This window comes from Lysobacter antibioticus, assembly GCF_001442535.1.
Lineage (GTDB): Bacteria > Pseudomonadota > Gammaproteobacteria > Xanthomonadales > Xanthomonadaceae > Lysobacter > Lysobacter antibioticus.
Window position 1 is genome coordinate 4,024,020 of sequence record NZ_CP013141.1, and the last position, 13,128, is coordinate 4,037,147.

A 13,128-nucleotide genomic window follows, 5' to 3' on the forward strand; every position below is an offset into this window, starting at 1 on the left:
CGATGCGGTCGTGCGCGGTCGCCATCAGGCGGCCGGTGCGTGGCACACGGCCTCGACGTTGTTGCCGTCGGGGTCGATCACATAGGCGCCGTAGTAATTGGGATGGTAGTGCGCGCGCACGCCCGGTGCGCCGTTGTCGCTGGCGCCGGCGGCCAGGGCTTCTGCGTGGAAGGCATCGACTGCGGCACGGCTGCCCGCGCTGAAGGCGACATGGGCGCCGCCGCAGGGCTTGCCGCTCTTGCTGATCCAGAACACGGGGCGCTGCGGCGGGCCGAAGCCGAACACTTCGTCGCCGCCGGTGATCTCCTTGCCGATCGTCGTCACCAGGCCGTAGCCCAGTGGCGCCAGTACGCGCAGATAGAAGTCGCGGCTGCGCAGGTGGTCGGCGGTGGACAGGCCGAGATGGTCGAGCATGGGGCGCTCCTTGGACGGCGGGCCCTTACGGGCACCAGTGGGCTTTGCGCTTGTCGAGGAAGGCCGACAGACCTTCCTGGCCCTCGGACGATACCCGCAGCGCCGCGATGAGCGCGGCATTGTCGGCGTCCAGGCGGACGCCGTCGCGTTCGCCGGCGACCCGACGGACCAGCGTCTTGGCCTGGGCGGCGGCGTGCGGGCCGGCCTTGAGCAACAGCGCGATCTGCTGCGCGACCGCGGCGTCGAGGGCGTCCTCGGCGACCACTTCGTGGAGCAGGCCGATGCGCAGGGCGGTGGCGGCGTCGAAGATTTCCGCGGTCGCGAACCAGCGCCGCGACTCGCGCGCGCCGATCGCCTCGATCACGTACGGCGAAATCACCGCCGGCAGCAGGCCCAGCTTGCTTTCGGTCAGGCCGAATTTGGCCGCGGGGGCGGCCAGGGCGATGTCGCAGCAGGCGACCAGGCCGACGCCGCCGCCGAAGGCGGCGCCGTGGACCCGGGCGATGGTCGGCTTGGGCAATTCGTTGAGGGTGCGCATCAGCCGCGCCAGGGCCAGGGCGTCCTCGCGGTTGGCCGCTTCGCTGGCCGCGGCCATGCCGCGCATCCAGTTGAGGTCGGCGCCGGCCGAGAACGAGGCGCCTTCGCCCTCGATCACCACCACCCGCACCTCGTCGTCGCCGGCCACGGCTTCCAGCGCACCGGTCAGCGCCGCGATCAGGATGGCGTCGAAGGCGTTGTGCAGCTCCGGACGATTCAGGCGCAGGCGGGCGACAGGGCCCTCGCGCAGGCTCAGCAGCGGATGCGACATGGGGGATAGGGAGTTTGTAGGAGTTGGCGAATGATACCGTTCAGCTTGCCGCGTCCGCTCCTGTACGGTCGGCGGTGCTAGAATGAGAACAATTCCCATTTGGGACGCCACCGTTCGTGGAAGCCACCCTTTGAAGCTGTCCGAACTGCCGCGCCGCACCGCGGCCACGGTCGAGTCCGTCGATGACCAGATTGCCAACGACACCATCGCAAGACGCCTGCGCGAACTGGGTTTCGTCAGCGGCGAGCGGGTCGAAGTAGTGGCCGCCGGCCCGCTCTCGGCCGAACCCTTGCTGGTCCAGGTCGGCTATACGCGCTTCGCCCTGCGCCGCAGCGAAGCCGCGCGCGTGCAAGTGAAGATGCTGGACGCGGAGCCGCGCTCATGAACGCCGCCGTCGCCGAACCCCTGCGCGTGGCCCTGGTCGGCAACCCGAACTGCGGCAAGACAGCGCTGTTCAATCTGCTGACCGGCAGCCGCCAGAAGGTCGCCAACTACGCCGGCGTCACCGTCGAGCGCAAGGAAGGCCGTTTGCGCGCGCCATCGGGCCGCACTTATGCCGTGCTCGATCTGCCCGGCGCTTACAGCCTGCAGGCGGCGAGCCTGGACGAAGCGGTCACCCGCGACCTGGTGCGCGGTTTCTATCCCGGCGAACGCGCGCCCGACGTGCTGCTGTGCGTGGTCGATGCGACCAACCTGCGCCTGCACCTGCGCTTCGCCCTGGAGCTGCGCGAACTCGGCCGGCCGATGGTGGTGGCGATCAACATGATGGACGCGGCCAAGCGCCGCGGCATCGAGATCGACCTGGCCGCGCTGGAGCGCGAGCTCGGCGTGCCGGTGGTGCCGACGGTCGCGGTCAAGCGCGACGGCGCCCACGCGCTGGTCGCCATGCTCGACCGCATCGCGGTCGAGCCGCGCGAACCGCACGAGCCGCGCGTGCGTCTCGGCGAAGGCGCCGACCTGCATGCCGAAACCCGCCGTCTGCTCGCCTTGACCGTGACCATGCCCACCCGCACCGCCAAGGTCGACGACGTGCTCGACCGCTGGCTGCTGCATCCGGTGCTTGGCCTGGTGACCCTGGCGGTGGTGATGTTCCTGATCTTCCAGGCGGTGTACGCCTGGGCGACGCCGTTGATGGACGGCATCGAGGCGGTCACCGCCTGGGTCGGCGAATCGGTCAACGCGACCCTGCCGGAAGGGCCGCTGCGCAGTCTGTTGGTCGACGGCATCATCGCCGGCCTCGGCGGCGTGATCGTGTTCCTGCCGCAGATCCTGATCCTGTTCGCCTTCATCCTGGCGCTGGAGGAGTCGGGCTATCTGCCGCGCGCGGCGTTCCTGCTCGACCGCATGATGGCCAGCGCCGGTCTGTCCGGGCGCTCGTTCATTCCGTTGTTGTCGAGCTTCGCCTGCGCCATCCCCGGCATCATGGCGACGCGGTCGATTCAGGACCCGCGCGACCGCCTGGCGACGATCCTGGTCGCGCCGCTGATGACCTGTTCGGCGCGCCTGCCGGTATACGCCTTGCTGATCGGCGCCTTCATTCCGCAGCGCGAGGTCTGGGGCGTGTTGAACCTGCAGGGGCTGGTGCTGTTCGGCCTGTACATGGCCGGCATCCTCAGCGCGCTCATGGTGTCGTGGGTGATGAAGAAGTGGCGCCGCGACAAGAGCGAACACGCCTTGTTGCTGGAGCTGCCCTCGTACCGCATACCGCATCCGCGCGATCTGCTGATCGGCCTGTGGGAACGCGCCTGGATCTTCCTGCGCCGGGTCGGCGGCATCATTCTGTCGCTGACCATCCTGCTGTGGTTCTTGTTGTCGTTCCCGGGCGCGCCCGAGGGCGCGACCATGCCGGCCATCGACTACAGCTTCGCCGGCCGCATCGGCCACGCCATGACCGCGGTGTTCGCGCCGATCGGCTTCAACTGGCAGATCTGCATCGCCCTGATCCCGGGCATGGCCGCGCGCGAAGTCGCGGTGGCCTCGCTGGCGACGGTGTACGCCTTGTCCGCGGCCGACGACGAAGCCGCCGCGCAGGCACTGAGCCCGATCATCACCGACACCTGGTCGCTGGCGACGGCTTTGTCCTTGCTGGTCTGGTTCATCTACGCGCCGCAGTGCCTGTCGACCCTGGCAACGATCCGCCGCGAGACCAATTCGTGGAAGCAGGTGGCGATCAGCGCCGGCTATCTGTTCGCGCTGGCCTATCTGGCCTCGTTGCTGACCTACCAGGTCGCCGTCGCCTTGGGAGCGGGCTGAGCCATGGACGCCGGGCTGTTCGCGCAGTACGTGGTGATCGCGATCGCGGTGCTGGCCAGCACCGTGGTGGTGGCGCGCAAACAGTTCCCCGGCGGCGTGCGCCGCCTGCGCGTGGCCTGCGCGCTGCCGCTGGTGCGCGACGGCCGGCCGCCGTGGCTGCGCCGGATCGGCAAGGCGATCGCGCCGGCGCCGCGCGCGGCCGGGCCGAATTGCGCCGGTTGCGACAGCTGCGGACCGTCGGACTGAGCCGCGCGTAGTTCGAGACACCGCACAGAACGAAGCCCCGCCATAAGCGGGGCTTCGTCGTTTACGTGGGCGGCAAAGCCGCGGCTCACAGCTTGGAGCGCGGCAACTGCGGCGGCTCCTGCCCGCTGGCGGCCTGCTGCTGTTGCGCTTGCTGGGCGGGCGCCTGGGTTGCTTCCAAGGCCACCGGCGGGTGCTTGCCGTCGGCGCCGAACTTGTAGGAGACGTTGATCTCCGGCCGCGCCACGTCCTTCATCGACTGGGTGAAGTCGATGGCCGGGGTCAGCGAGCGGTCGTGCATCACGTAGTTCGGACCGGAGACGTGCTGCAGCACGTGCTGCGAAGTCATCAGGGCGACGCGGCCGCGGTACTCGTGACCGGCGCTGATGTCGGCCGGGCGGATGTCGGCATTGGGCACGTGGCCGCGGAGTTCCTTGTCGAGGTTGAAGCGCGAGGTTTCGCGCGCCTCCAGCGGCTGGCGCAGGCGCTCGTTGACCCAGTCGGGCGTGCGCTCGCCGAGCGGGTATTCCATCTTGCCGTTTTCGAGCTTGCGCGCGACCACGATCGGCTCTTTGCCGGTGTTGTCGTAGATGGTCGCGGTGTTGGATTTCTCCACCGCCGCCGGCAGCAGGTCCATGGCGCGGTTGTAGCGTTCGACGATCTTGTCCGGATCGACGCCATGGCCGCCGGTGGCGACGCGGTTGGACACGCGCTGCACGTTGACCAGCGAACTCTCGGTGGTCACGAACACCAGATCGACGCTATAGCCCTTGTTGCGGGCCTCGTCGAACTGGGCGAGCTTGCCCGGCGTGGACATCACCGTCTCGAACGCGAACGGCTTGCCGCTGTCGAGGGCGAGCTTGCGCGATTCCTCGGCGATGTTGGCGGCGCGGAAATTACGCTCCTGGTAGTCCGGGTACTGCTTCTCCATGCTCTTGGCGATGTCGTCGGCGTTGATGTAGCCCGCCTTCGGAAAGCCCGGCTCGTCGCTGAGCGCCCTGGTCACCGTGCTCTTGCCGGAGCCGTTCGGCCCGGCGAACACGATCATGCGCGGCAGATCGTCCTCGGGAGGCATGTCACTGACCTCCTTCGACCGGCTCGACTCTTCCGTCCGGATACTGGCGGCACCACACGCCGTCGATCTTCACCACTTGCGGCAAGCCGAGCGCATCGGCCTCGGCGATCGCTTCGGCGACCTTCTCCTTGACCAGGGCCTGGGCGCGTTCGGCGCCGATCTCGTCGATGAACGATTTGGTCATTGCTGTTTCTCCTGAATCCAGTGAGCGTCCGTGACCGCGCTGCGGTCGTTGGCGGCATCGGCAAGGCCACGCCGAGGCGCCAAGCCTCGCATGCTATCGCCAGGCGATATGCGCAACCAACGCGCAAGCGTCGGCGCAGCGGCCGCCGGGCTGTCGCAGTTTGCGCAAGTGTGCGCCCGGTCGCGGAATGCGGTGGTGCAGGGCGCGGCCCCGCGTGCGCCCGGGCGCGGCGGGCACGAGCGAATGGATCAGGGCCCACCGATCGGGCAGACCGATCAAACCGGGCCAATCAGAGCGGGCCAATCAGAGCAGGCAGACCGCTCAGTTGCTGCGGCTGCGCAGGTAGGCCTGCACTTCCTGCAGATAGGTTTCGGCTTCCTCGCGGTGCGCCGGAGCGAGTTCGCTGCCGAAGCGGCTCTTGCCGTCGTGCAGCTGCACGTAGGCGCCAACGCTGCCGTCGTCGCGCAGAAAATCGAAAATCGCGATGAAGTCGTTGGCCGCGGGCTCGTTGAAGGCACCGGCGGCGCGCAAGGGGCTGAGAATGCGCAGCCGCTCGGTGAGGTTTTCCGACACCCGCAGCATCGCGATGTGCAGGGTGCGGTTGATCTCGTCGTACTCGACCGGCGGGGTGCCGGTCCATTCGTCCTGGCGCCAGGCCTTGATCAAATCGGCCACCGTCGGCGCATCCAGGTCGGCGAGCATTTCGGCGGCGGCCTTGCCGATGCCGTGCACGGCGTGACGGTCGAACCAGGATTGCCAATCGTCGAACGATACCGGGCGCGCCGGTGTGGAGTTCATGAAAGCTTCGTACTGCTCGTGGCTCAGCGTGAATCTCGCGTACAGCGAAGCGGGTTGCGACATCGAAAGGGGTCCTTTCCTGTTACCGACGCGCAGACGCCTCAGCGTCGCAGGCGTCCTTTGTTCGCGGCCTTGTAGCCGACCGCTTCGAACGCTTCGACCGCCAGGGTGAAAGTGCGTTCCTCGCCGGGGTGCAGGGCGCCGACGCCGACGACCTGGCGAGTGATTTCCTCGCCGCGGTCGTTGCGGATCGACAGCACCATGGAGTACTCCCAGGCGCCGTCGGTCGGCGGGTGCCGGATCGTGCCCTCGACATGCAGCGGCGAGAATCTCGCCGCCGTCTGTTGCGATGCGTCCGAATCGAAGCGCAAGTGATGCCGGCACGCCGGACAGACGCTCGCGCTTTCGAGGATCGTCGCCTTGCAATGCGGACAAATGCGCGTCGCCCCGGGCAGGCCCTGGCGGACGGCGCTCATGAGTCGGCGCCGGTCTCCGTCTTGGCGGCGCCGTTCTTGTCGCCCTTGCCGCCTTCGTTGCGCCCGCTCTCGTTGCGCGCGTTGTCGTTACGGGAGGCAGGCTTGGCCGCATCCTTGTCGTCCCAGCCGAACTCGACCTGGCCGCGCATGCGCGAACCGGCCGCGACCGTCATCACCGCGGCCTTGACGTCGCCGATCATCGCGCCGCTGTCGAGCAGTTCGACGCGCTGCGCCGACTCGATGTTGCCTTCGAGCTCGCCGGCGATCACGACCTTGCGCGCGCGCACGCCGCCGTTGAGCTTGGCGCCGAGTTCGACGGTCAGGTCGCCGTCGACCTGGACGTCGCCCTTGAAGCGGCCGGCGATGCGGATGTGGCCGGAGCCCTGGATCTTGCCTTCGATCGACAGGTCGGAGGCGATCAGCGATTCCTTGACCGCCTCGCGTTCGATCGCGCGCGCGGCCGGAGCGGGCGCCGGCGTCGGCGCAGCGGCGTAGGGAGCGGGCGTGGGCGAAGCTTGTCCAAACGAGAATTCGGTGGCCGCGTCGGGTTCTTTCTTGAGCGCGGTTTCCGGCTGCAACGGCGGTACCGGATTGTCGCGCTTGGGCGGAGCAGGCTGATTGAAGATGGCCATGACGCGGTGTTTCCTCAGGTCGGGGGATCAGGTGATGACACGCGTGAACTTCGGAGCCTAACACGCTGATACGACGCGCCCACTGTGATGAATCTCACCAATCGGAGTTGCAGGAAACCGCGACTCGGATTCAGTTTTCGCAAGCGTTTGCGCAAATACGAAACCACCCGGAAGCGCGCGCATTCAGCGAATGCGGTGCGGTGTCCCGGTGGCAAAAATAGTTCAGAAATCTTTCAGGCCGATGAACAGGCGGGCGGTAGCGCTCAGGCCGACAACACGCCCCGCACGATCAGCAGCAGCGCCGCGACCACCAGCAAGGGCCGCAGCCAACTCGCCTGTTCGCGCGCCGTGCGCAGGTCGGTGCGATGCAGGCTCGCGTAGTGCAGGTCCTGCAGGATCGGCGTCGCCACGCCGGCGAGCAGGTACAACGGCAGCCATGCGTCCGGCGGCGCGCGCAGCTGTTCGGCCGGCGTGCCGAACAGGATCGCGAAACAATCCGGCAGGCATACCGCGACGACGAGCCCGGCGAAGATGGCCCAGACCGTGCGGTAGATGCGGCCGACGCCGCGCGCGATCATCCAGATCGCGGCCATGCCGACGATGCACAAGGCCGTCAGGTCGGTCGCGAGCGGCGCCAGGAACAAGCCGACCACGCCGAGGGCCGTGACCGACACCAAGGGGCGGTCGCGATAGGACAGCACACCGGGATCGCCGTCCTTGGGCAACAGCGGCAGCAACATGCGCAAGCAGGCGAGCAGCAACCAGGCCGCGCCGCCGATGAACCAGACTCTCGGCAGATCGCCGAGCAGGGAATTGCGCGGGCCGAAGGCGGCGAAGAAGCCGAGCAGCAACAGTGGATACAGCACGATGCGCGCCGCAGCGAGCAACGCACGCCGCACATCGATGCGATGGCGGTCGGTCGCCCGAACCCAGAAGTCGACGCTGTCCGGGTCGAGCCGCGTCGTCGCCAGTTGCGGATCGATCCGCTGCAAGCTCGACCACAGGCTCATCAAGCGCGTCGGCAACATCGCGACCAACGCGATCAGCACGCGGCGCCACGGCACGAAGGGGCCGAGCAGTTCGCGCATCAGCATGCGATCCACCGGCCGGACCCGCGGCGACTGCATCAGCGCGACGGTCTGCTCGAACTCGTCGGCGGCCTCGGCGCGGCGGCGGGCGTGATGCACTTGTTCCTGCAGCCAGTCGTCCTGCGGGCCGACGCTGTCGAGGGCGAAGAAGACGGCGATCGTCCGCACCGATTCGGACGACAGCGGCGGGTCGGCGAGGGCTAGCGCATGGGCCACCGGCGCGCGCAGGGCGTGTTTGAGGTCGAGCGAATACAGTGGTTCCAGTTCCAACAGCCAGCGATCCAGGGCGGCGGGGTCGTGGCGGTTCGCGCGCGCCAGCAATTCGTCGAGGAAGGCACGGCCGTCGAAGGCCTCGTGCTCGTCGTCGTCGCGCGGCGGCGACGAGGGGCGGTCATCGCGGTACGCGCTTGCCGCGTCGGCGGTGTCCGCCGGATCGGTCGGCGGCGCGTCGACCCGTGGCGCATCGGCCTGGCCGCTCTCGTCGGACTCGTGTTCGGGTTCGAGCCCGGAGTCGTCTTCGTCCTCGCCGACGTGGCGCCGATGCTCGGCATAGGCCAGGCAGTGCTGGTAGGCATCGTGCAAGTCCTGGAACCCGACCGGATCCTCGTCGGGCCGGGTGCGGCGCAGCTCGCGCGCATAGGCGCGCTTGATCTCGCGCTCGTCGGCGCTGGCGGCGAGGCCGAGACGCTCGAACGGATTCATGCGCCGTTCGCCGCTTTGATCACCCGCGCGATCGCTACCAGCAGCATCAACAGGAAGAACAACACGCTCGGCGACAGGGCGAGCGGGTGTCGGCCGCGTTTGCCGGGACGAGGGTCGGGGTCGAACTGCAGCCCGCGGAAATCCGCGCCGCGCGCCTGCGAGTAAGCGCGCAGGTCGGCGACCGCGGGTTGCAGCGACGCGGTGCGCGGATGCACGGTGTCCAGATCGAAGAACGCCAGCACGATGTCGAGCTGGGCGATGTACAGCGAGGGCTCGTGCTGCAAGCGTGCGATCAGGGCCGGAGCGAGCTCCTGCTTGCGTTCGACCGAATACAGGTCCGGGTGATCGCGCAGCCAGCGTTCGAGTTCCTGAGACGTGCTCTCGCGCGCGATCCGCAGCAATTGCTCGAGGAAGGCGTCGCTGTCGAAGGCCTTGCTGTCGAACGCCCCGATGACAACGGCGGCGCGGTCGAAGATGGGCGCCGGCGGCGTCGCTGCGCGCCCGGCGGGTGCCGCCGTCGGCGTTTGCAAGCGCAGCGAGGGCAGAGCGTCGTTGTCGTCGAGCAACTCGTCGAGATCCTCGAACACGGCAATGGCCGCCTCGGCCCGCGGCCGGCGCGCCCACTCCAGGCATTGCGCATAGGCCTCGTGCAACTGCTGGAACGCGACCGGGTCTTCGTCCGGCCGGGTCTTGCGCAGTTCGCGCGCGTAGGCGCGCTTGACCTGGCTTTCGTCCGCGTCGTGGTTCAAACCCAGGCGGGCGAACGGAGTCATGCTCAGGCTTGGGCTTCGATCGCGTCGAGGTAGCGCGCGAATTCGGCCCGGTGATGGGCGATCAGCTCGGGGTCCTGCAGGTCGAGGGCGCCGCGGAACTGCACCAGCGCGTCCTGCAATTGCTCGCGTGCCCACAGCAGCTCTTCGTACAGGCGTTCGGCGCGCGCGATCAGGGCGATGTTCTCCTGCTGTTCGCGCGGGTGCACCTTGATCGCCGCCAATGCCGCCAGGCGCTGGCGGATCTCGTCCGGGCTGAGCACGCCGGGGTTCTTCTCCAGCACCACTTCGCGCTTGAGCCCGGTCGACAGGGCGACCGCCTCGACCTGCAACAGGCCGTTGATGTCGTAGGTGAAGCGCACGTCGATCGGGTTCTCGTCGCGGCGCTTGGGCGGCAGGTCGATCGAGACCATGCCCAGGCGGACGTTGTGTTCGACCCGCGGGCTCTCGCCCTGGTAGATCTCGATCTCGACCGCGCGCTGCTCGTCGTAGGTCGGGAAATAGCGCTCGACCCGGCTCACCGGCACGGTGCTGTTGCGGTGGATGATCGGCGAGAAAATGCCGGTGGTGTAGCGGCCGTGGGTTTCGCGGCTGGTGCTGACGCCGAGCGTGTGCGGGCACACGTCGGTGAGGATGATCTCTTCCAGCGACTCGTCGCGCGCCTTCATGCCGGCGGCGACGCAGGCGCCCAGGCCGATGGCTTCGTCGGGATTGACATGGCGCAACGGCAGGCGGCCGAACATGCGCGAGACCAGGCGCGCGCTCAGCGACATGCGCGAGGCGCCGCCGACCAGGACGATCTCGTCGAGCTGGCCGGGGCTGAGCTTGGCGTCGCGCATCGCCCGTTCCAGCGGCGCGCGCAGGCGCTGCACCAAGGGCTCGCAGATCCGCGCGAACGCGGCCTCGTCGACACGCCAGGCGCGCGGCTGGCCGGCCAGGGTCAGTTCTAGCCCGACTTCGCTGCCGCGGGCCAGGTCGTGCTTGAGCGCTTCGATGCGGCGCTCGAGGATCGCCAGCTCGGTCAGCGCCAGCTGGCTCGCGGCCAGGCCGTGTTCGCTCAGGAAGGCGTCGAGCAGGGCCTGGGAGAAGTCCTCGCCGCCGAGGAAGTTGTCGCCGGCGCTGGCGTGCACTTCCATGATCCCGTCGAACAGCTCCAGGATCGAGACGTCGAAGGTGCCGCCGCCGAGGTCGAACACCAGATAGCGGCCGCCGCCGTCGCGCTGCTGCAGGCCGTAGGCCAGGGCCGCCGCGGTCGGTTCGTTGATCAGGCGTTCGACCTTGATCCCGGCCAGTTCGCCGGCGATGCGCGTGGCCTTGCGCTGGCTGTCGGAGAAATAAGCCGGCACGCTGATCACCGCCTCTTCGATGCGATGGCCGAGGTCGGCCTCGGCGTCGGCGATCAGCGACTTCAGGATCAGCGCCGACAATTCCTCGGGGCGGAAGCGGTGCTTGCCGAGCGCGGTGACGCGGTCGGTGCCCATCCAGCGCTTGAATGCGGCGACGCTGCGCTGCGGATGCGAGACCAGGCGTTCGCGCGCGGCGCGGCCGACGATGACCTCGTTGTGCTCGCCGACGCTGACCACCGAGGGGGTGAGCAGCGAGCCCAAGGCGTTGGCGATCAGGCGGGGGCCGTCGGGCCCGTGGACGCCGATCAGCGAATGGGTGGTGCCGAGGTCGATGCCGACGATCATGCCTAGCAGTCCTTTGCAGCGGGATTACATGCGGAACACGCCGAAGCGGGTGCGGTCCTCGATCGGCGCGTTGAGGCTGGCCGACAGCGCCAGCCCGAGCACCCGGCGGGTGTCGGCCGGGTCGATGATGCCGTCGTCCCACAGCCGCGCGCTGGCGTAGTAGGGGTTGCCCTGGCTTTCGTACTGGTCGCGGATCGGCGCCTTGAAGGCTTCCTCTTCGTCCGGCGTCCATACCTTGCCGGCGGCTTCGATGCCGTCGCGGCGCACGGTCGCCAGCACCGAAGCGGCCTGTTCGCCGCCCATCACGCTGATGCGCGCGTTCGGCCACATCCACAGGAAGCGGGCGCCGTAGGCGCGGCCGCACATGGCGTAGTTGCCGGCGCCGAAGCTGCCGCCGATGACCACGGTGAACTTGGGCACGTGCGAGCAGGCCACCGCGGTGACCATCTTGGCGCCGTCTTTGGCGATGCCGGCGTTCTCGTATTTCTTGCCGACCATGAAGCCGGTGATGTTCTGCAGGAACACCAGCGGGATGCCGCGCTGGTTGCACAGCTCGATGAAATGCGCGCCCTTGAGCGCGCTTTCGGCGAACAGGATGCCGTTGTTGGCGACGATGCCGACCGGGTAGCCGTGGACGTGGGCGAAGCCGGTGATCAGGGTCTTGGCGTAGCGCGCCTTGAACTCCTGCAGCTCGCTGCCGTCGACGATGCGGGCGATGACCTCGCGGATGTCGAACGGGCGGCGAGTGTCCTTGGGGACGATGCCGTACAGCTCGTGGGCGGCGTACAGCGGCTCGCGCGAGGCCTGCACGGTCACCGGCAGGGTCTTGCGGCGGTTGAGGTTGCCGACGATCTCGCGGGCGATCTGCAGCGCGTGGCGGTCGTCCTCGGCGAAATGATCGGCCACGCCCGACACCGTGGTGTGCACTTCGGCGCCGCCGAGCGCTTCGGCATCGACGACTTCGCCGGTTGCGGCCTTCACCAGCGGCGGGCCGCCGAGGAAGATCGTGCCCTGTTCCTTGACGATGATGCTCTCGTCGCACATCGCCGGCACGTAGGCGCCGCCGGCGGTGCAACTGCCCATGACCACGGCGATCTGCGGGATGTTCTCCGCGCTCAGGCGGGCCTGGTTGTAGAAGATGCGGCCGAAATGTTCGCGGTCGGGGAACACCTCGTCCTGCAGCGGCAGGAAGGCGCCGCCGGAGTCGACCAGGTAGATGCACGGCAGGCGGTTCTCGCGGGCGATCTCCTGCGCGCGCAGGTGCTTCTTGACCGTCATCGGGAAGTAGGTGCCGCCCTTGACCGTAGCGTCGTTGGCCACGATCACGACTTCCAGGCCCTGCACGCGGCCGATGCCGGCGACCATGCCCGCGGCGGGCGCGGCGTCGTCGTACATGCCTTCGGCGGCGAGCGGGGCGATTTCCAGGAACGGCGAGCCCGGATCGAGCAGGGCGGCGATGCGGTCGCGTGCGAGCAGCTTGCCGCGCTCGGTGTGCTTGGCCCGGGCCTTGTCGCCGCCGCCATGCGCGGCGCGCGCGAGGCGCGCGTCGAGCTCTTCGACCAGCGCCTGGTGGTAGGCGACGTTGTCCCGGAAGTCCTGCGAGCGCGGGTCGAGTTGGGAGGTGATCGCGGGCATTGCACGGCGGCCTGGTTCTGGGACGCGGCATCAAAACACAAAGCGCCGTTCGCGGCCAATCACTTTGGGCGATGCGGTGCAGTACTGCGCAATGTAGCAATCGCCTGGCGCCGGCGTTTCGCGGGCCCTTCGGCGCAAAAAGAAAGGCCCGCTTGCGCGGGCCTCTCGAAGCAGCGTCAGCGCAAGCCGATTAGTGCTTGGCAGCTTCTTCCTTGGCCTTCTCGGCAGCGGCGTCGGCCTTGTCGGAGACCTTGGCAGCGGCGTCGGCGGTAGCGTCGGCAGCCTTGGCGGTCGCGTCGGCGGCGCCAGCAGCGGCATCGGCAGCGGCATCGGCGGTCGCGGCAGCGGCGTTGTCGACA

At 68.6% G+C, this 13,128-nt stretch carries 14 protein-coding genes; 3 read left to right on the forward strand and 11 right to left on the reverse strand.

Annotated elements, in window-relative coordinates; translation table 11 throughout:
* Window positions 1–24: 24 nt before the first annotated feature.
* Window positions 25–414 (reverse strand): VOC family protein, encoded by a 390-nt coding sequence (locus tag GLA29479_RS16275; RefSeq protein ID WP_057972201.1) that lies wholly within the window; start codon window positions 412–414, stop codon window positions 25–27.
* Window positions 415–439: 25 nt separating this feature from the next.
* Window positions 440–1,222 (reverse strand): enoyl-CoA hydratase-related protein, encoded by a 783-nt coding sequence (locus tag GLA29479_RS16280; protein ID WP_057972202.1) that lies wholly within the window; start codon window positions 1,220–1,222, stop codon window positions 440–442.
* A gap of 130 nt (window positions 1,223–1,352) precedes the next feature.
* Between GLA29479_RS16280 and GLA29479_RS16285 the strand changes: the two genes are divergently transcribed.
* From GLA29479_RS16285 to GLA29479_RS16295, 3 genes are read left to right on the forward strand one after another with little or no spacing between them, the layout of a single operon-like run.
* Window positions 1,353–1,607, forward strand: a complete 255-nt coding sequence (locus GLA29479_RS16285; protein WP_057972203.1) for a FeoA family protein — start codon at window positions 1,353–1,355, stop codon at window positions 1,605–1,607.
* Complete coding sequence (gene feoB / locus GLA29479_RS16290; protein WP_057972204.1) at window positions 1,604–3,475, forward strand: ferrous iron transporter B; 1,872 nt, start codon at window positions 1,604–1,606, stop codon at window positions 3,473–3,475. The genes GLA29479_RS16285 and feoB overlap by 4 nt, the downstream gene beginning before the upstream one ends.
* Before the next feature lie 3 nt (window positions 3,476–3,478).
* The gene (locus GLA29479_RS16295) at window positions 3,479–3,721 is read left to right on the forward strand and encodes a DUF6587 family protein (RefSeq protein WP_057918406.1); all 243 of its coding nucleotides are present in this window, start codon (window positions 3,479–3,481) and stop codon (window positions 3,719–3,721) included.
* 85 nt (window positions 3,722–3,806) lie between these two features.
* Here GLA29479_RS16295 and GLA29479_RS16300 read toward each other — a convergent pair whose 3' ends face one another.
* From GLA29479_RS16300 to GLA29479_RS16340, 9 genes are all read right to left on the reverse strand, one after another.
* Complete coding sequence (locus GLA29479_RS16300) at window positions 3,807–4,793, reverse strand: ATPase (RefSeq protein ID WP_057918405.1); 987 nt, start codon at window positions 4,791–4,793, stop codon at window positions 3,807–3,809.
* 1 nt (window position 4,794) lies between these two features.
* A complete protein-coding gene (locus GLA29479_RS16305; RefSeq protein ID WP_057918404.1) occupies window positions 4,795–4,977 on the reverse strand; it encodes a hypothetical protein in 183 nt (60 codons plus the stop codon).
* A gap of 321 nt (window positions 4,978–5,298) precedes the next feature.
* Window positions 5,299–5,838 carry a hypothetical protein gene (locus GLA29479_RS16310; protein WP_057972205.1) on the reverse strand — a complete coding sequence of 180 codons (540 nt, stop codon included), beginning with the start codon at window positions 5,836–5,838 and terminating at the stop codon, window positions 5,299–5,301.
* A 38-nt stretch (window positions 5,839–5,876) separates the two neighbouring features.
* Entirely contained in the window at window positions 5,877–6,251 is a 375-nt protein-coding gene (locus tag GLA29479_RS16315; RefSeq protein ID WP_057918402.1) for a hypothetical protein, read from the reverse strand.
* Window positions 6,248–6,883, reverse strand: a complete 636-nt coding sequence (locus GLA29479_RS16320; RefSeq protein ID WP_082638749.1) for a bactofilin family protein — start codon at window positions 6,881–6,883, stop codon at window positions 6,248–6,250. The genes GLA29479_RS16315 and GLA29479_RS16320 overlap by 4 nt, the downstream gene beginning before the upstream one ends.
* A 263-nt stretch (window positions 6,884–7,146) precedes the next feature.
* Window positions 7,147–8,673 (reverse strand): J domain-containing protein, encoded by a 1,527-nt coding sequence (locus GLA29479_RS16325; protein WP_057972206.1) that lies wholly within the window; start codon window positions 8,671–8,673, stop codon window positions 7,147–7,149.
* A complete protein-coding gene (locus GLA29479_RS16330; protein WP_057972207.1) occupies window positions 8,670–9,446 on the reverse strand; it encodes a J domain-containing protein in 777 nt (258 codons plus the stop codon). The genes GLA29479_RS16325 and GLA29479_RS16330 overlap by 4 nt, the downstream gene beginning before the upstream one ends.
* A 2-nt stretch (window positions 9,447–9,448) precedes the next feature.
* Window positions 9,449–11,134: a molecular chaperone HscC gene (locus tag GLA29479_RS16335; protein WP_057972208.1), complete on the reverse strand. Its 1,686-nt coding sequence runs from the start codon at window positions 11,132–11,134 to the stop codon at window positions 9,449–9,451.
* Between the two features lie 24 nt (window positions 11,135–11,158).
* Window positions 11,159–12,769 carry a carboxyl transferase domain-containing protein gene (locus GLA29479_RS16340; RefSeq protein ID WP_057972209.1) on the reverse strand — a complete coding sequence of 537 codons (1,611 nt, stop codon included), beginning with the start codon at window positions 12,767–12,769 and terminating at the stop codon, window positions 11,159–11,161.
* Window positions 12,770–13,128: the final 359 nt, after the last annotated feature.

Coding starts and splice junctions, on each gene's coding strand:
- GLA29479_RS16325 (WP_057972206.1), bottom strand. CDS start 8,673: ATGAATCCGTTCGAGCGTCTCGGCCTCGCCGCCAGCGCCGACGAGCGC.
- GLA29479_RS16295 (WP_057918406.1), top strand. CDS start 3,479: ATGGACGCCGGGCTGTTCGCGCAGTACGTGGTGATCGCGATCGCGGTG.
- GLA29479_RS16280 (WP_057972202.1), bottom strand. CDS start 1,222: ATGTCGCATCCGCTGCTGAGCCTGCGCGAGGGCCCTGTCGCCCGCCTG.
- GLA29479_RS16330 (WP_057972207.1), bottom strand. CDS start 9,446: ATGACTCCGTTCGCCCGCCTGGGTTTGAACCACGACGCGGACGAAAGC.
- GLA29479_RS16300 (WP_057918405.1), bottom strand. CDS start 4,793: ATGCCTCCCGAGGACGATCTGCCGCGCATGATCGTGTTCGCCGGGCCG.
- GLA29479_RS16315 (WP_057918402.1), bottom strand. CDS start 6,251: ATGAGCGCCGTCCGCCAGGGCCTGCCCGGGGCGACGCGCATTTGTCCG.
- GLA29479_RS16310 (WP_057972205.1), bottom strand. CDS start 5,838: ATGTCGCAACCCGCTTCGCTGTACGCGAGATTCACGCTGAGCCACGAG.
- GLA29479_RS16320 (WP_082638749.1), bottom strand. CDS start 6,883: ATGGCCATCTTCAATCAGCCTGCTCCGCCCAAGCGCGACAATCCGGTA.
- feoB (WP_057972204.1), top strand. CDS start 1,604: ATGAACGCCGCCGTCGCCGAACCCCTGCGCGTGGCCCTGGTCGGCAAC.
- GLA29479_RS16305 (WP_057918404.1), bottom strand. CDS start 4,977: ATGACCAAATCGTTCATCGACGAGATCGGCGCCGAACGCGCCCAGGCC.
- GLA29479_RS16275 (WP_057972201.1), bottom strand. CDS start 414: ATGCTCGACCATCTCGGCCTGTCCACCGCCGACCACCTGCGCAGCCGC.
- GLA29479_RS16335 (WP_057972208.1), bottom strand. CDS start 11,134: ATGATCGTCGGCATCGACCTCGGCACCACCCATTCGCTGATCGGCGTC.
- GLA29479_RS16340 (WP_057972209.1), bottom strand. CDS start 12,769: ATGCCCGCGATCACCTCCCAACTCGACCCGCGCTCGCAGGACTTCCGG.